The sequence below is a fragment of the Halogranum rubrum genome (assembly GCF_900114455.1).
Lineage (GTDB): Archaea > Halobacteriota > Halobacteria > Halobacteriales > Haloferacaceae > Halogranum > Halogranum rubrum.
In genome coordinates, this window is record NZ_FOTC01000003.1 from 307,582 (window position 1) to 322,714 (window position 15,133).

Below are 15,133 nucleotides of genomic sequence, written 5' to 3' on the forward strand. Positions count from 1 at the left end.
AGTCCGGTATGGACCGACCGCTCGTCGCACTCGTTCTCGCCGGCGGCACCGGCACTCGACTCTATCCGGCTAGCCGCGCCGACCGCCCCAAGCAGTTCCTCTCGCTCGTCGGCGACGACTCGCTTCTCGCACAGACCGCCGACCGAGTAAACTTCGCCGACCACACCTTCGTCTCGACGCGCCCCGACTTCGCCGACGAGATTGCCGACCACGCGCCCGACGCCGCGGTCATCACCGAACCCGTCGCCAAAGACACCGGCCCGGCGCTGGTCTACGCGACACACCGAATCCGAGAGGAAGTCGGCGAGTGCGTCGTGCTCGTGGTGCCGAGCGACCACACCGTCGACGGTGACTTCCAGTCGGTAGCCACCAGCGGCGCCCGAGTCGCCAGCGAGACTGACGCGCTGGTGACGTTCGGTGTCGACCCGACCCGACCCGACACGGGCTACGGCTACATCGAGCCAGGTGCAGAGCAGTCGCTCGACGGCGAGTCCTACTTCGACCTCGCGGCGTTCCACGAGAAACCGGACGTCGAGACGGCGAGTGAGTACGTCGACGCGGGCTACTACTGGAACGCGGGTATCTTCGCGTGGACGCCGGAGTCGTTGCTGTCGGCGGCCCGCGACTCGCCGCTGGAACCGCTGGTCGACGCACTCGACGCGGGCGAGGAGGAGCGTGGCTTCGACGACGTTCCCGAGGTGAGCATCGACTACGCGGTGATGGAACGTGCCGACCACGCCGCCGTCGTCCCGGCGACGTTCACGTGGGACGACTTGGGGTCGTGGGACGCACTGGAACGCGTGCTCGACGCCGACGAGGACGGGAACGTCGCACTCGGCGAGTCGCTGACGGTAGACTGCGAGAACACCGTCGTCGCGAGCGACGACAAACACGTCTCGCTCGTCGGCGTCTCTGACCTCGCCGTCGTCGCGTGGGACGACCGAGTGCTCGTCGTGCCGAAAGAGGACGCACAGCGCGTGCGCGAAGTCGTGTCGCAGTTGAAACAGGAAGGGCGGTTTTAGTCTACTAGTCTAACTCCGCAGTCGCCCACCGTCGACAGGGAGGGCGACGCCGTTGACGAAGCTCGCGCGGCGACTGGCGAGGAACGTGACGACGTCGCCGAGTTCGCGCGGGTCGCCGACGCGACCCAGTGGAATGTCGTCGGCCCAACTCTGTAGGCCTTCGTCGTAGCTGTCGTACTCGCCACGGTCGACCGAATCCTCGACGAGTTCCTCGATACGCGCCGTCTCGTGGGCACCGGGCAGGACGGCGTTGGCACGCACGTTCGGGGCGTACTCCCGAGCGAGCGTCTTCACGAGGCCGATGACGCCCCGGCGGACGGCGTTCGAGAGGACGAGGCCGTCGATAGCCTCCTGCACACTGGTCGAGGTGATGCAGGTGACGGTGCCCGCCTCGCTCTGTTTCAGGTAGGGAGCGGCCGTCTTGACCGTCCAGACGACGCTCATCACGAGCATGTCGTACGCGCCGTACCACTCCTTCTCGGTCAGCTCGTCGAACGTGCCCGGCGGAACACCGCCGGCAGAGGTGACGAGATGGTCGATACCGCCGAACTCGTCGACGGTGACTTCGACGAGGTTCTCGATGCTGTCGGGGTCGGTGATGTCGGCTTCGACGCCGACGACGCGACCCGTGCCGACACCTTCGAGCGCCGTCTCGGCAGTGGCGAGTTTCTCGGCGTCACGACCACAGACGACCACGTTCGCGCCCGCCTCGGCGAGCGATTCGGCGCTTCCGTAACCCAGTCCGGCGGAACTCGCGGTGACGAGTGCGACGTCGTCCTCCAGTTCGAGGTTCATGCGTTGGGTGTCTCGGTGGGGTGACTAAAGTGTGCGTCTCGACTCGACAGTCCACGTCGACTGTGGTGGGACGACCCGAACGGGCTACGAGTAGTGCTTGTAGAGGGCGAGTGCGAGGACCAGTAGCAGCGGAACGAACGGAAGTGCGTCCCGAAGTGGTATCAAGAACAGCAGTATCGAACCCATCACGACGAACTCGAGGGCGACCAAGACGCTGACTCTCTCGTGTGAACTCGTCATCGCTCGAATCAGTTCCTACGAACCGACTCACGTGGCAGGGAGTATCAATGTGACGCTGGTGAAACCGGTTCGAGACGGAGTAGAGACCGACAGAACGGCCATCAACAGGTAGCCGCTACCCCGAACGGCGAACCCGCACCGCACCGTCGCTCGTCACGCCGACGAGAATCGACTCGCGAACCTCTCGGCCCTGTACCGCGTCGCCGGCGGCGTCGCTGACCAGTTTCATCAGGTCCGGGGCGGTGTGGTTGACCTTCACACCGGCCTCGTCACAGGCGTCGTAGACCAGTTTCGGCACGTCGTAGAGGTCCGTTCCGGCGGTGACGTCGACCTGCACGGGGGCGGTGAGCGCCTCCGCGAAGGCGACCGTCTCGCGTGCCTTCTCGACGTTCGAACGAGCGCTCGCCTCGATGCTGGAGACGTTCGCGCGCGACGTGCCGAGGCGGTCGGCGATGACCGTCTGGCGGACGCCGCGTTCACGGAGGGCAAGCACTTCGGCCTGCCGGCGCGTCAGAATGCTCTGGTCGGGGTCGAACCCGGCCTGCGCCAGCAGGGTGTCGACGTCGAGGGCATCGTCCATGCGGACGCTTGGCGACCGAGTCGCAAAAAAGTACAGAAATCACTGTCCACGGCCGAGTCGAGGTGTCGTGCGCCGACTACGAACCCCAGAAGTTGTCTCGGCTACCGAGACGCTCTGGGCGGTCGGGACGGTCACGGCCACGCTTCCGGTCGGGCGTGTCGTCCTTGGACTCCTCTTCGTCGGCCTCTTCCATCGGAAGCCGCTCTATCTCCTCTGCGCGGGCGTGATTCGACATGACGCGGAGAATCTTCACCCGAGCGCGAGCGTCGGGGAGGATACCGTCGACCATGACGATGAAGCCGTCTTCGGTCCGACCGACGCCGGCACCGCTCTCGTGGATGTCGGTCACCTCGACGATGACCTCCTCGCCGGGTTTGACTGGCTGTTGCTTCAGGTCGCGAATCGGCTGGTTGTAGTGTTGACACCATTCGGCGCCGCCGCGGTCACCGTAGTGCTGACAGCCCATCCCTTGGATGCGCTCCTGGAAGCTCGGGCAATCGTCGGCCAGTGGACAGTCTGGCATAGTCGTGACTACCCCGGGGTCGGTCTAAACCCTTCCGTTCGGCCGATTGGGACGGTTCGAGCGACTATCCCAATCGAAACCCTTTCGCCGTCACTCACCAACCCCCGGCCATGAGCCGCCGCGTTCCCGAGTTCGCGCTCGTCATCGGAGGCTTCCTCGCACTCACCGTCCTCGCCACCGGCGTCGCCTTCACTGGCGACGTCGCCCGGTCGGTGCTCACGGCGGCCATCGTCGGGACGCCGTTCGGCGTCTACGCCGTCCACCACAGCGACGACCCCACCACCGTCCTTCCACCGCAACTCGTCCTCGCCGGGGCCGCTGTCCTCGGCGGACTCCTCCTCGTCGCCGCCGTCCCCGGCTCGACGGAACGCCTGCCGCGACGTCTCCTCTACGCGCTGTTCGTCGCGCTCGTCGTCGGTCTGCCACTGGCAACCTACGCCGTCCGATACGGCGACCTTCGACCGCTCCCGCCGCGACCGACGGCCGCGGGTTCGGCGCTCGTCGGTCTCGCGCTCCTCGTCGTGGGGCCACTCGTCGGCGACGCGGTGCTCGGTGCGGTCGACGCAGTACTCGTCTTTCTCGCCGGAAACGGCTACGCCGACGCCCACGGTGTCGGGCCGACTCGACGCGTTCGCCGAGCGCTCGTCGTCGCCGGCGGCCTGCTGTGTGTCGGTCTGGTCGCGCTCGGAATCGTCGTCGGGTCGACGACGACGCTCTTCCCGTGGGTGGTCGCCGGTATCGCTGCGGCGCTCGCACCGAGTCTCCACTACGCGTTATCGATAGAACGAGAGGGTCGATAGCGCAAGGGAAGAGTCGATAGCGCGGAGACGAGACGGTCAGAACTTCTTCAACAGGCGGTCGTAGAAGGCGTTTCCGCTCTCACCGGCCAACTTCTCGACGATGAGTTCCGGCGTCGACCGCGCGAGGTGGTCTTTGACTGGCGAGCGGTTCACCTGCAGTTTGCCGTCTTTGAGTCCCACAGCCTCGATACCGTCGACGGCGACGGGGAAGTCTGCCGCCTCTCGAATCTCCCCGGCGAGGTGCGAGACGAACACCGCCGTCGTCCGCTGGCCGTCGAGTTCTTCGAGGATACCGGCGATAATCTTCGCACTCGCGCCCGGTTCGGTGATGCTCTCCAGTTCGTCGACGAGCACGAGGCGGTTCTCCGCTCCTTCGGTCAGTGCGGCGAAGTCCTGTAGCGTACTCTCGAACGCGCCGGCGTCGAGCGTCCCCTGCGACTTCGCGTAGTAGTGTAACTCCTCGACGACGCCGAGTTCGACACGTTCGGCCGGGACGGGCAGTCCCATGTGTGCGAGGAGGACGATGACGCCCACCAGATCGAGCGTCGACGTCTTCCCCCCGCTGTTGACACCGGAGAGGAGCGTGACGCCCGACACCTCGTAGTCGACGGGGTCCACGTCGGCGAAGTCGACGTCCAAGAGCGGCGACCGGCCACCTTCGATGTCGAATCCCTCTCTGCCGAACTCGGGAAGGACGCACTCGAAGTCACGGGCGAACCGGGCGACGGCGAGTTCGACGTCGAGTTCCAGCGCGTCGCGGACGAGCGTCTCGACCGGGTCGCGCAGGTCACCGAGGTCGGTCGCCAAGTCGGCTTTCAGCCGCGCCGCACGCTGGTCGCGGGCCGCTCCCAACTCGGTCTCCAGTCTCGCGGCGACGTCCTCGCGGTGGTCGACCGGAAACGACGGGTCGGTCGGAAAGAGGCGGTCGACGGGGCCGTCCTCGCCCGACTTGAGCGAGAGGCTGTCGACGAGGTGTTCGCGGGCCTTCGCCAACGCCTCGTCGTACTCGTCGGCCAGTTCTCTGTCCAAGAGCGAGTCGACCCGCGCACCCTGCTCGACGAGCGAGAGGAAGTCCGTCCCCTCGATGGTGACGTCCTGCTCGCGGATGGCGTCGCGCAGGTGGTCGTTGGCGACGGACTCGGCGGTGGAGACGGCGGCGTCTACGTCGTCGACGGCGGCCGTCAGGCGGGCCAACTCGTCGTCGCCGACGAGTTCGCCGTCGTCGTCGACGCGAGCGAGTCCGTCGCGCAGGTCGGCGAGCGAGCACGCCGGGTCCATACCCGCGGCTTCGTGGACTTCGGCGGCGGCTTTCAGCCGACTCCGGTTCACCGCGAAGAAGTCGAGCAGGCGTTCGGGGACGATGTCCTCGGGATGCTCCAAGGCGTCCGGACGGACGCGAACGTCTCCCTCGACGTCGATGCCCGCGAACGACTCGTCGAGGACGACGACCGTCGAGTACGAGCGGGCGAGTTCGGCGATGTCGCGGCCGTCTTCGACGATTTCGACGGAGAGTTCGGGGTAGGCGTCCTCGGCCTCGGCGTAGCGTTCGGCGTCGGCGGTGGCGAGACAGCGTTCGCGGACGCGCTGGGTCGGCGCCGACTGGAGCGGGGCGACTCCCGAGAGCGCGTCGAGGACAGCGTCGTCGACGTCGCGGTCCATCGCGTCACCGACGAAGGCGCGGACCTCTTCGATGCGCGACTCGGCGGCGCTCGGAAACAGCGTCTGCAGGCGTTTTCTGGCGTAGGTCGTCTGCGTCCGCGCCTGCAAGAGGCCGAGGACGTCGTCGTACAGTTCGCGGGTGTGGTCCGTCGCGAGAAAGTCACCGTCGTCGCCGTGTTGCTGTCGAATCGCCGCCCGCGCGATGGCGGCCGCTCGACCTTCGGTGAGACCGGGCGCTCGGGCGAGTGCGGCCACGTCACCGTCGCGAAGTGCCCGTTCGGCGTCGTCGAGACTGGCCAGCGAGGCGGCCGTCTTCTCGCCGACACCGGGGATGGCCGTGAACTCCATTCGTCCCGGGGTATTGCGGGCTTTGATAAAACGTTGCGGGTCGGTAGCAGGAGCGGGAGCCAGAACCGGTCGCCGCTACGAGCGGTCGGTCCCGTCGTTCGTTGCCGACTCGCTCTCCTCGTCGCCGGACGCACTCATTCCGGGGAGATGCGACCGCGCGTACTCGGACATCTCGGCGAAGCCGATAGACCGGTCGATGCTATCGACGAGGTCACTGAGCGACTCTCCGGGTGCGAGTTCCCGGCGGTTGACCCACCCCGAGGAGTCGTCTCGTAGCTCCGTCGGACCGAGGTCCGTCTCCAGCAGGAGACGGTCGTCCGGGTGGTAGTACGCGACGCCACCCTCCGCGCTCGTCCCGAGCAGTCGTGCCCCGTCGTGTTCCTCCGGATACGACTCGTCGTCGTCGTCATCCCGAGGGTTCGTGTCGGTCATTGGGCGTTCCTCATCCACTCGTTCGGCGGGAGCGTTCCTGACTCTTGTGGCACTCCGGACCACAGAGTCGGTCGTCCGCCCCGGTTGCGCGAAAGGCAACGCGCTTTTGCAGTCGCGCGGGTAACGCAGGGTATGACCCTCGACGAGAAGTTGTCGGCCGTCCGGACGTCGCTCGCGGAGCGAGACGGCGTCCTCGTTGCGTTCTCCGGCGGCGTCGACTCGGCCGTCGTCGCCACGCTCGCTCGCGACGCCCTCGGTGACGACGCCGTCGCCTGCACTGCCCGCAGCGAGACGCTCCCCGAGGCAGAACTCGGTGACGCGAAGCGCGTCGCGGACGAAATCGGCATCCGTCACGAACTCGTCGAGTTCTCCGAACTCGACAACCCGGACTTCGTCACCAACGACGGCGAGCGGTGCTATCACTGCCGGACGATGCGACTCGGCAAGATGTACGAGAGGGCACAGGAGTTGGGAATCGACACCGTCTGCGACGGCACCAACGCCTCCGACCCCGGCGAAGGCCACCGACCGGGCCTCCGCGCCGTCGAAGAGTTGGAAGTCTTCTCACCGCTCCTCGCACACGACATCACTAAAGACGAGGTGCGCGAAATCGCCGACCGTTACGACCTCTCTGTCGCCGACAAACCGTCGATGGCCTGTCTCTCCTCGCGCATCCCGACCGGTCTGGAAGTCACCGAAGAGAAACTCTCACGCGTCGAGAAGGCCGAACGCGTCCTCCGGACGTGGGGGTTCACCCAGTTCCGCGTCCGCGACCACGACGGACTCGCCCGCATCGAGGTGTCCGAAGAAGAACTCGACGACGCACTCGACCCCGAGTTCGTCCGTGCCGCCCGCGACCACCTCTCGGACCTCGGCTTCGACCACGTGACGCTGGACCTCCACGGCTACCAGACCGGCAGTGTGAGTCCGGCCAACGAGGCGTACGACGAGGAACCGCTCGTCGCCGACGTGTTCGCCGAAGACTACCCGACCCGGAAGTAAGCTACCGCGTCTCGTTCTCGCGAACGAGTTCGGGTGTCTCCGCGATGCGAATCTCGTTGAGCGCGCAGTTGTCCTGTTTCTGTCCGAGTATCGCATCGACGACGTCGAGACCTTTCAGGTCGGCGAGGACGAACCGAATCGGCCCGCCGTGAGTGACGACGAGAACAGTCTCGTGTGCTGCCGCTCCGTCGAGGAGCGCACGCCACGCAGCCAGGACACGTTCGCGCAGGTCGAGGAAACTCTCGCCACCCTTCGGTCGTTCTGTCGCCGCAGTGTAGCCGACGACGTCGAGCGCGTACTCGGGAAATCGACGGCGAACCGTCTCGTCGGTGAGTCCCTGGAGGAACCCGAAATCCCGCTCGCGCCACGCGGCGTCGAAGCGAGGCGTCGGAACCGAGGACGGGAGCGCGGCGACGAGCGACGCTGTCGTCTCTTGGGCGCGCAAGAGGTCCGAGGAGACGACCCGGTCGACGTCGTAGGCGGTGACGAGATACGCGGCGAGTGTCCGTGCCTGTTCGTGGCCGCGAGCGGTCAGTTGCGACGGTGCCCACCCCTGTATCAACCCGTCGCGGTTCCACGTCGTCTCGCCGTGCCGGACGAGAAGTACCGTCGCCATGGGTAGCCGTTCTCTGGACGACGAGATGAGCGTTGCTCCGGAGCAGTGTCGGCACGTCGCACGCGAGATTGAACGTCTCAGCCGACGAGTGAGTGGTATGCGAGAACTCACGACGAGTATCGACATCGACGCGTCACCCGACGCAGTGTGGGACGTACTGACCGACTTCCGTCGCTATCCCGAGTGGAACCCGTTCATGCGCGTCGTCGGACGCGCAAACGAGGGTGCTCACTTAGTGGTCGAACTGACACCGCCGGGGGGGCGACAGTTCCGGTTCCGTCCCACCGTGACGCGGGTCGACCCCAACCACGAACTTCGGTGGCTGGGTCACCTGTTCGTCACGGGTCTCTACGACGGCGAACACCGGTTCACGCTGGAGGCGACTGACGAAGGGACGCGAACGCGGTTCACGCAGGCCGAGTCGTTCGGCGGCGTCCTCGCGGGCCTCGTCAACCGGTTCGTCGGGTCCGCAACCGAAGCGGGGTTCCGCGAGATGAACGCGGCGCTCAAGGAGCGAGTGGAGTCAGGCGTGAAAGGGGAGCAATCGTCCGCTGGAGTCGGCGACGGAAACGAGAGCGGCGACGAAGTGGCCGTCTAACTCTCAGTTCCCTGTCCAACGGAGTAGGAGGAGCGTCCCCTCGAACAGCGCCACCATCGTAATGGCGATGATGATAGGTGCCATCCCCGTCGGGTCGGGGCTGACGAGGAACGCCAGACCGAGGAACGACCCCCAGAAGATGAGCCGTTTGTCCTCCAGCCACCGGCGGGTGACGAGGTTCATCATGATGGCGAGCATGATGAACAGCGGAATCTGGAAGACGATGGCCATGTAGCCCATCAGGATGAGGATGAGGTTGAACGTCTCCGAGAGACCGAACGCGATGACGGCCGTCCCCTCGGTGTAGCTGGTGAAGTACGCGAAGATGGAGGGGAGCACGACGAAGTGTGCGAAGGCGACGCCGATGACCGCGAGGATGAGACTCGTCGGGACGGACGCGAGGTAGTACTTCCGTTCGTTCTGGTAGAGTCCGGGCCGCATGAACAGATACGACTGGTAGACGAACACCGGCAGGCCGACGACGACGCCGACGAGGCTGGCCACCTTCAGTTTCGTCAAGATGAGTTCGAGCGGACCGTAGATGTGGGGCCGGAGCAGTTCGTTACCGGGTGCCCCCGCGCCGGGGATGTGTTTGTTCCAGAGGAAGTTGATGATGTCGACGGTGCTCGGGACGTACTGGAGCACCTCGCCGAGACCGAACACCGAGAGCGCGACGCCGCCGCCGATGATGAAGACGACGGCGAGTCGCCGGACCATCTCTTCGATGTGGTCGGCCAGCGGCATCTCCTGGTCGGTCTCTGGCCCTTGGCCGACGAGTCCGTCGTCCTCGTCGAACTCCTCGGGTTCCGCAAAGTCCTCTTCGGGAATCTCGACGTCGCCGAACGCACCGGGAAGGTCTTCGTCCTCGTCGTCTTCCTCGTGGTCCTCGTGTTCGTCGGCAACCGGGTCGCCGAACCCCTCGTCGGGGTCGTCGAAGCCGCTCTCGCTGACCTGGAGTGCGGGACTGTCTGCGGGGTCGAACGGTTCGTCCGCGTCGTCGTCCTCTTCGAGTACGACGTCTCCGGGCGCGTCGGGTTGGAGCGGCGGTTCAGAACTGTCCTCGGCTTCGTCCCGTTCGTCGGCGTGGGTGTCGTCTGCGTCGTCTGCGTCGTCTGCGTCGTCTCTGTCGTCTGCGTCGACTTTGGTCAGCGCCGAGTCGGCCGACTCGGGGCCACCGTCCGTGTCGAGGGGGGTGTCGTCGGTCGAATCACGTGGCGCTTCGTCGTCGTCACTCGTCGCGTCGTCGACCGACTCGGAGGGTTCAGACGGCTCCGAAGCCTCTGAAGGCTCCGAGGGTTCGGAAGATTCCGAAGGGCCGTCGGTCGACGGCGTGGCGGTCTCGTCGGACTCGGTAGGGGCGTCGTCGCGGTCCTCCAACTGCTCTGTCGGCTCCGCGTCCGACTCCGATTCGTCGCCCATTCAGTTGTCCTACGCCGCCGCTCTGTTATAGGCCTTTTTCCATCGCCCGCAGTCGAAAAGATTGATAACTGCGAGACGGCTTTCCCCTCGTATGTCTAGCGCGCTCGACCAGGATACCCGCCGCACTCTCGACGAAGGTCGGGAGACCGCCGGAGCCATGTTGCGGTCGGCCCAGAAAGACGGGCAGAAGATCTTCATCTTCTTCCTCGTCGGGTTCCTCGGGACGTTCTACGCGCTCCAGTACGGGGTCTGGAGCTTCCTCGAAGGGGTCACGAAAGCCCGGATGAACGAGGTCGTCAGTGGGCAGGTGCAGATCGTCGCCCAGACGCCGTTCGACGTCATCCTCTTACAGGCGAAAGTGAGTATGGCCGCGGGTATCATCTTCGCGCTCCCCGTCTTCATCTACTTCGCCCGTGACGCCCTCGAAGACCGCGGGTACTGGCCCGACTCGCCCGTCGCGACGTGGAAGATTGCCGCCGTCGGCCTCCTCGCAGCCCTGCTGTTCTCGCTCGGACTCTTCTACGGCTACTACCTCTTCTTCCCGCTGATGTTCCAGTTCCTCGCCGAGAACGCCATCGCGGTGGACCTCGCACCCCGGTACTCCATCGTCAAGTGGGCGCAGTTCATCTTCCTCCTGACTATCTCCTTCGGCCTCGCCGCACAGATGCCGCTCGCCATCACGGGGCTCGCGTACACCGAAATCGTCCCGTACGAGACGTTCCGCGACCAGTGGCGCTACGCCGTCGTCGCCATCTTCGTCTTCGGGGCCGTCTTCTCGCCGCCAGACCCCTTCACGCAGGTCATGTGGGCCGTTCCCCTCCTCGTCCTCTACGGCTTCAGCCTCTATCTCGCCAAAATCGTCGTCACCGCGCGCAGAAGTAGCGAGAGCGTGAACTTCCGGCGGACGGCCGCGTCGAACTGGAACGTCCTCGCGGGCGTGTTCGCCGCGGCCGTCGCCGGTGCGTATCTGTTCTACACGCGCGGTGCCGTCGCTCGCATCAACGGCTATCTCGACACGGGCATCGTCGGCAGCTACACGAGCTATCGGCTGGTCCCGGCGGGTGACATCCTCCCGCTGTCGCCGACAGTCAACGCCGTCGTCGTCGGCGCGGTGCTCGGTCTCGTCGCCGCCGTCGTCGTACTGATGTACTTCATCGTCTCGGCTGTCGACGACACCGTCCCGTCCGAGGGCGACGTGGGCGACCCGACGGGTATCGACCTCAGCGAACTCGACGAGGCGGGCGTCCGCGCCGCGCCGTTGGAGGCGTTCGCGGCACTCTCGGAACCGGAGGCGATGCAACTCGCCAGCGAGGCACTGGACGACGGCGACGACATGAAGGCCCAAGCCATACTCGACCGGTTCGACGAGGCACAAGAGGCCGACGTCGAAGGCGACGAGTCGATGGTCGAGACGGGTACGGCGGAAGACGACGTGCCGGCGGCAGGCGAGTCCGACCCCGGTAGCATCGAGGACCGCGCGACCCGCGCAGGTGGGTCGTTCCTCTCCGAACTCACCGACGGCGAACGCGACGAGGACGACATCGGCGGCTACTACAGCGACATCATGTTCATCGTCGAGAGTCTCACCTCGAAGGCGTTCTGGGTGGTCGGGTGGTTCATGCTCGTCCTCGGTGGGACGTTCACGTGGCTGTACAGCGGCGGTATCGGCTACGTCAAGCGGAACTTCCTCGACCGTCTCCCGGCCGCCGTCGACCCCGAGTCGCTGACGGTCATCACGCTCCACCCCGTTGAGGCGCTCATCTTCGAGGTGAAGTTCTCGACGCTCGTGGCCGGCTTGCTGACGCTCCCACTCGTCGCGTTCCTCGCGTGGCCCGCGCTCCGCGACCGAAAACTCGTCTACGGTCGGCGCTACGTCATCTTCGGGTGGGTCGGTGCGCTCCTCGTGGGCCTCGTCGGTGGGTTCGCCCTCGGCTACCTCTACGTCGCGCCGACGGTCATCTCGTTCCTCGTCGCCGACGCGGTGGCGGCCGACATGGTCATCAGCTACCGCATCTCCGACTTCTTCTGGCTCATCTTCTACACGACGGCCGGAATCGGTCTGCTCGCAGACATCCCGGTGCTCATGGTGCTTCTCAACACCACCGGTCTCTCGTACAAGGCGATGCGAGGCCGCTGGCGCGAGGTGACGGTGGGTATCCTGACCTTCGCGGCGTTCTTCACGCCCGCAGGCATCCTCACGATGTTCCTCGTGACGATTCCGCTGATGGCCGCCTACGGACTCGGCCTCGGCGCACTCTACGTCGTCACGTTCGGTGGTCGCCGTGACCTGGCACGACCACGCGCATCGGACGCCTGACTTCGGCGCCGTTCTTTCGGTTGTCGACTGTTCACGAGTGGCAACACTTGCGTTCGGTCCTCGAACTGTAAGACGTAAGTGTTCGCACAAGGAGATTCGTATATGGCCAAGATAAGTGTCGAAATACCCGACGAACTCCTCGCCGACTTAGACGAGCACGTCGGTGAAGGTGGAAAGTTCGTAAACCGGAGTGACGCCATCCGTGCGTCTGTCCGAAAGACGTTGGACCTCCTCGACGAGATAGACGAGCGGCATGGACGACTGGAAGCGCGGAATCGAAACGCTGACGATGAGTGACAGAATGCGAGAGCCATCGCTGGCTCCTATCGCACTCGTCGCGCTCTTCGTCACCGCGCTGGTGACCGCGCAACTGGTCTCCTCGAAGCTTCTCGCCCTCACAATCCCCGTCGTCGGTATCGCACTCACCGCACCCGGTGGAACCCTCGCGTACGCGGCGACGTACTTCGCCTCCGACTGTATCTCCGAACTCTACGGTGAAGCGTTCGCGCGCCGCGTCGTCAACGTCGGCTTCGTGATGAACTTCGTGATGCTGGCACTCGTCTTTCTCACCATCCAGATTCCGGCCGCCCAGGGCAGCCCTGTCGACCCGAGTCAGTTCGCGACCGTCTTAGGGTCGGGTGCGAACATCGTCCTCGGGTCGTCGCTGGCCTACCTCGTCAGCCAGAACTGGGACGTCGTCGTCTTCCATCGGATTCGTGAGGCGACCGACGGGTCGATGCTCTGGCTCAGAAACGTCGGTTCGACGGCGACGAGCCAACTGCTCGATACAGTGATCTTCACCGTCGTCGCCTTCGCCGTCGCACCCGTCGTCTTGGGCACTGGCCAGCCACTCCCGACGAGCGTCGTCGTGAGCCTCGTCGTCGGCCAGTACCTCCTCAAACTGCTCATCGCGCTGTTCGACACCCCGTTCGTCTACGCGACGGTCAGCGCACTTCGCTCGGACGGCCACGAGCAGACGAGTGTGACGGCGAGCGACTAATCGGTCGACCGTTTGAGAGCAGTCCCGTGTTTTTCTCGGGGATTCAGACACCTTCTCACTGATTTCTCTGTTCTGTGTGTCGAATCTGTCCGTAGTTGGGACAGTCGAATTTATGTCTATTGGTGCCAAATGACACGCATGGCCGGGACGCACAGAATACGACTGACAGAGCGCGACAGTATGGAGGGAGGCGTTCGCTGTCCGAGCTGTGGGAGTTATACATCGTTCAGTGACATCATCGCAACTGGACAATGCCGGGGTGTCCACCGACAGGACAAATCCTGCGAGACGGAACTCGCCATCGACCTCGTCATCCAGAAGACGGAGTTGCAACAGAGCGAGTTCGATATCGGCGACGTCGGGTCGTTCGACTCCGAAGAGTGAGAACGGAAAGCGAGTCGAGACCCGACACGAGCGCGACACCGGACGCGGCGGTCCGACGAACACGAGAAACCCGAGATACCCGAGACACCCGAACGTGAGAAGCGGACGCGCTAGCGTGCGAAGAGGGATTCAGGCGTCGTCGACACGCTCGGCGAACGCGAAGCGTGGCTTCACGTCCGTGATACGGACGGTGACAGTCTCGCCCATCTCTGCGCCGGAGACGAAGACGGTGAACTCGTCGACTTTGGCGATGCCGTCGCCCTCGCTGCCGACGTCGACGATTTCGACTTCGCACTCGTCACCTTTCTTGACAGGTGCTGTGATGCGCTTTTTCCCGATGAGGTAGAGTTCCGAGGACTCCTGTCGGGAGGCGTCGGGATGCGTCGCTCGAACGTACTGGAACTCTTTTTCCATGTCGCTTCTGAGGTCCGGCAGGTCCGGACCGTCGAACACCTTCACCACCAGGTCACCGCCGCTGTCGAGCAGTTCGAGAGCGACTTCGAACGCCTGTCGTGCGAGATAGACCGACCGAGCGTGGTCGAGGTTGTACTCGCCGGTCATGTTCGGTGCCATGTCCGAGAGGACGACGTCCGCGCCGTCGTCGCCGATGGCCTCGAACAGTTGCTCTTTCGTGTCTTCCTCGGTCATGTCACCGCGGATGGTCGTCACGTTCCGCGCCTCCAACTCCTTGATACGCTGGAGGTCGACGCCGATGACTTTGCCGTGTTCACCGACCTCTTCGGAGGCGACCTGCAGCCATCCGCCGGGGGCGGCCCCGAGGTCGACGGCGACGTCACCGGGCGAGAGGAGACTAGAGGATTCGTTCAGCTGTTTCAGCTTGTAGGCCGAGCGGGCGCGATAGCCCTGCTGTTTGGCCCTGTTGTAGTACTCGTCTTTTCGTGCCATCAGTTGGTCGTCGATACACGACCGAGCGGTAAACAGCCTTCGTTGTCCACGCTACGCATCGTCGCGGATGACCATCACCTTCACCCGGCTGACGGCGTCGAAATCCCGCAGTCGGTTGGTCAGTTCGCCGATGACTTCGGCAGGTCCTCGACAGAACAGTGACTCCAGACACCACTCGCCTTGGTGGGTGTGGCTGGTGTTGAGGATGACGTCCTGAAACTCGTGTTGGACGGCATGGAGTTCCCTGATGATGTCGTGGTGGCGGTAGTCGAAGCCGACGAGTGCGACCACCTCGCCCGTAGTGGCTTCGAGCCGCGAGTGCGACTCGATGTACTCCTGCATCGCCTCTCGAACCGCCCGCGAGCGGCTTTCGAGCCCTTGTTCCTCCCAGACACCGTCGAACTCGGCGAGGAGGTCGTCGGGGATGTTGAAACTCGTTCGCATCGTGTGGGTGGTCTCCTCACTGGACGATGAAACTCGTTATGACGCACC

The 15,133-nt window shown here is 64.9% G+C and carries 18 protein-coding genes; 8 read left to right on the forward strand and 10 right to left on the reverse strand.

The window, feature by feature from the left end; all coding sequences use genetic code 11:
• The first annotated feature begins 8 nt into the window (after positions 1-8).
• The gene (locus BM083_RS15510) at positions 9-1,022 is read left to right on the forward strand and encodes a mannose-1-phosphate guanylyltransferase (protein WP_089870364.1); all 1,014 of its coding nucleotides are present in this window, start codon (positions 9-11) and stop codon (positions 1,020-1,022) included.
• 9 nt (positions 1,023-1,031) lie between these two features.
• Here BM083_RS15510 and BM083_RS15515 read toward each other — a convergent pair whose 3' ends face one another.
• The 4 genes from BM083_RS15515 to BM083_RS15525 form a co-directional block, all read right to left on the reverse strand.
• Positions 1,032-1,817 carry an SDR family oxidoreductase gene (locus BM083_RS15515; RefSeq protein ID WP_089870366.1) on the reverse strand — a complete coding sequence of 262 codons (786 nt, stop codon included), beginning with the start codon at positions 1,815-1,817 and terminating at the stop codon, positions 1,032-1,034.
• 84 nt (positions 1,818-1,901) lie between these two features.
• The gene (locus BM083_RS23410; protein WP_177197659.1) at positions 1,902-2,057 is read right to left on the reverse strand and encodes a hypothetical protein; all 156 of its coding nucleotides are present in this window, start codon (positions 2,055-2,057) and stop codon (positions 1,902-1,904) included.
• Positions 2,058-2,172: 115 nt separating this feature from the next.
• Entirely contained in the window at positions 2,173-2,637 is a 465-nt protein-coding gene (locus BM083_RS15520; protein ID WP_009366971.1) for a Tfx family DNA-binding protein, read from the reverse strand.
• A gap of 76 nt (positions 2,638-2,713) precedes the next feature.
• The gene (locus BM083_RS15525; protein ID WP_089870368.1) at positions 2,714-3,160 is read right to left on the reverse strand and encodes a TRAM domain-containing protein; all 447 of its coding nucleotides are present in this window, start codon (positions 3,158-3,160) and stop codon (positions 2,714-2,716) included.
• Between the two features lie 110 nt (positions 3,161-3,270).
• Here BM083_RS15525 and BM083_RS15530 point away from each other — a divergent pair, with 110 nt between their 5' ends.
• A complete protein-coding gene (locus tag BM083_RS15530; RefSeq protein ID WP_089870370.1) occupies positions 3,271-3,960 on the forward strand; it encodes a hypothetical protein in 690 nt (229 codons plus the stop codon).
• 36 nt (positions 3,961-3,996) lie between these two features.
• Here BM083_RS15530 and BM083_RS15535 read toward each other — a convergent pair whose 3' ends face one another.
• Both BM083_RS15535 and BM083_RS15540 read right to left on the reverse strand, forming a co-directional pair.
• The gene (locus BM083_RS15535) at positions 3,997-5,967 is read right to left on the reverse strand and encodes a MutS-related protein (RefSeq protein WP_089870372.1); all 1,971 of its coding nucleotides are present in this window, start codon (positions 5,965-5,967) and stop codon (positions 3,997-3,999) included.
• A 75-nt stretch (positions 5,968-6,042) separates the two neighbouring features.
• Entirely contained in the window at positions 6,043-6,399 is a 357-nt protein-coding gene (locus tag BM083_RS15540) for a hypothetical protein (protein WP_089870374.1), read from the reverse strand.
• Between the two features lie 132 nt (positions 6,400-6,531).
• On the opposite strand from BM083_RS15540, the gene larE reads away from it, so the two are divergent.
• Positions 6,532-7,401 (forward strand): ATP-dependent sacrificial sulfur transferase LarE, encoded by an 870-nt coding sequence (gene larE, locus BM083_RS15545; protein WP_089870376.1) that lies wholly within the window; start codon positions 6,532-6,534, stop codon positions 7,399-7,401.
• A 1-nt stretch (position 7,402) separates the two neighbouring features.
• On the opposite strand, the gene BM083_RS15550 is transcribed toward larE, so the two are convergent.
• Positions 7,403-8,017, reverse strand: a complete 615-nt coding sequence (locus BM083_RS15550; protein ID WP_089870379.1) for a histidine phosphatase family protein — start codon at positions 8,015-8,017, stop codon at positions 7,403-7,405.
• Between the two features lie 97 nt (positions 8,018-8,114).
• Between BM083_RS15550 and BM083_RS15555 the strand changes: the two genes are divergently transcribed.
• The gene (locus BM083_RS15555; RefSeq protein ID WP_089870543.1) at positions 8,115-8,615 is read left to right on the forward strand and encodes an SRPBCC domain-containing protein; all 501 of its coding nucleotides are present in this window, start codon (positions 8,115-8,117) and stop codon (positions 8,613-8,615) included.
• Positions 8,616-8,618: 3 nt separating this feature from the next.
• On the opposite strand, the gene BM083_RS15560 is transcribed toward BM083_RS15555, so the two are convergent.
• Positions 8,619-10,034 carry a twin-arginine translocase subunit TatC gene (locus tag BM083_RS15560; protein WP_089870381.1) on the reverse strand — a complete coding sequence of 472 codons (1,416 nt, stop codon included), beginning with the start codon at positions 10,032-10,034 and terminating at the stop codon, positions 8,619-8,621.
• Between the two features lie 91 nt (positions 10,035-10,125).
• Between BM083_RS15560 and BM083_RS15565 the strand changes: the two genes are divergently transcribed.
• The 4 genes from BM083_RS15565 to BM083_RS15580 all read left to right on the forward strand — a co-directional run bounded on the left by BM083_RS15565 (position 10,126) and on the right by BM083_RS15580 (position 13,735).
• Complete coding sequence (locus BM083_RS15565; RefSeq protein ID WP_089870383.1) at positions 10,126-12,351, forward strand: twin-arginine translocase subunit TatC; 2,226 nt, start codon at positions 10,126-10,128, stop codon at positions 12,349-12,351.
• A gap of 102 nt (positions 12,352-12,453) precedes the next feature.
• The gene (locus BM083_RS15570) at positions 12,454-12,648 is read left to right on the forward strand and encodes a ribbon-helix-helix domain-containing protein (RefSeq protein WP_089870385.1); all 195 of its coding nucleotides are present in this window, start codon (positions 12,454-12,456) and stop codon (positions 12,646-12,648) included.
• Positions 12,641-13,351: a queuosine precursor transporter gene (locus BM083_RS15575; RefSeq protein ID WP_089870387.1), complete on the forward strand. Its 711-nt coding sequence runs from the start codon at positions 12,641-12,643 to the stop codon at positions 13,349-13,351. Before BM083_RS15570 ends, BM083_RS15575 begins: the two co-directional genes overlap by 8 nt.
• A gap of 138 nt (positions 13,352-13,489) precedes the next feature.
• Positions 13,490-13,735 (forward strand): hypothetical protein, encoded by a 246-nt coding sequence (locus BM083_RS15580; protein ID WP_009366983.1) that lies wholly within the window; start codon positions 13,490-13,492, stop codon positions 13,733-13,735.
• Between the two features lie 129 nt (positions 13,736-13,864).
• On the opposite strand, the gene BM083_RS15585 is transcribed toward BM083_RS15580, so the two are convergent.
• Both BM083_RS15585 and BM083_RS15590 read right to left on the reverse strand, forming a co-directional pair.
• Positions 13,865-14,641, reverse strand: coding sequence for a 23S rRNA (uridine(2552)-2'-O)-methyltransferase (locus tag BM083_RS15585; protein WP_089870389.1), 777 nt, complete (start codon positions 14,639-14,641; stop codon positions 13,865-13,867).
• Between the two features lie 51 nt (positions 14,642-14,692).
• Positions 14,693-15,085, reverse strand: a complete 393-nt coding sequence (locus BM083_RS15590; RefSeq protein ID WP_089870391.1) for a CopG family ribbon-helix-helix protein — start codon at positions 15,083-15,085, stop codon at positions 14,693-14,695.
• Between the last annotated feature and the right edge of the window lie 48 nt (positions 15,086-15,133).

Excerpts from the sequence above, each read along its gene's own strand:
- BM083_RS15510 (WP_089870364.1), top strand. The coding sequence starts at position 9 with ATGGACCGACCGCTCGTCGCACTCGTTCTCGCCGGCGGCACCGGCACT.
- BM083_RS15515 (WP_089870366.1), bottom strand. The coding sequence starts at position 1,817 with ATGAACCTCGAACTGGAGGACGACGTCGCACTCGTCACCGCGAGTTCC.
- BM083_RS23410 (WP_177197659.1), bottom strand. The coding sequence starts at position 2,057 with ATGACGAGTTCACACGAGAGAGTCAGCGTCTTGGTCGCCCTCGAGTTC.
- BM083_RS15520 (WP_009366971.1), bottom strand. The coding sequence starts at position 2,637 with ATGGACGATGCCCTCGACGTCGACACCCTGCTGGCGCAGGCCGGGTTC.
- BM083_RS15525 (WP_089870368.1), bottom strand. The coding sequence starts at position 3,160 with ATGCCAGACTGTCCACTGGCCGACGATTGCCCGAGCTTCCAGGAGCGC.
- BM083_RS15530 (WP_089870370.1), top strand. The coding sequence starts at position 3,271 with ATGAGCCGCCGCGTTCCCGAGTTCGCGCTCGTCATCGGAGGCTTCCTC.
- BM083_RS15535 (WP_089870372.1), bottom strand. The coding sequence starts at position 5,967 with ATGGAGTTCACGGCCATCCCCGGTGTCGGCGAGAAGACGGCCGCCTCG.
- BM083_RS15540 (WP_089870374.1), bottom strand. The coding sequence starts at position 6,399 with ATGACCGACACGAACCCTCGGGATGACGACGACGACGAGTCGTATCCG.
- larE (WP_089870376.1), top strand. The coding sequence starts at position 6,532 with ATGACCCTCGACGAGAAGTTGTCGGCCGTCCGGACGTCGCTCGCGGAG.
- BM083_RS15550 (WP_089870379.1), bottom strand. The coding sequence starts at position 8,017 with ATGGCGACGGTACTTCTCGTCCGGCACGGCGAGACGACGTGGAACCGC.
- BM083_RS15555 (WP_089870543.1), top strand. The coding sequence starts at position 8,115 with ATGCGAGAACTCACGACGAGTATCGACATCGACGCGTCACCCGACGCA.
- BM083_RS15560 (WP_089870381.1), bottom strand. The coding sequence starts at position 10,034 with ATGGGCGACGAATCGGAGTCGGACGCGGAGCCGACAGAGCAGTTGGAG.
- BM083_RS15565 (WP_089870383.1), top strand. The coding sequence starts at position 10,126 with ATGTCTAGCGCGCTCGACCAGGATACCCGCCGCACTCTCGACGAAGGT.
- BM083_RS15570 (WP_089870385.1), top strand. The coding sequence starts at position 12,454 with ATGGCCAAGATAAGTGTCGAAATACCCGACGAACTCCTCGCCGACTTA.
- BM083_RS15575 (WP_089870387.1), top strand. The coding sequence starts at position 12,641 with ATGAGTGACAGAATGCGAGAGCCATCGCTGGCTCCTATCGCACTCGTC.
- BM083_RS15580 (WP_009366983.1), top strand. The coding sequence starts at position 13,490 with ATGGCCGGGACGCACAGAATACGACTGACAGAGCGCGACAGTATGGAG.
- BM083_RS15585 (WP_089870389.1), bottom strand. The coding sequence starts at position 14,641 with ATGGCACGAAAAGACGAGTACTACAACAGGGCCAAACAGCAGGGCTAT.
- BM083_RS15590 (WP_089870391.1), bottom strand. The coding sequence starts at position 15,085 with ATGCGAACGAGTTTCAACATCCCCGACGACCTCCTCGCCGAGTTCGAC.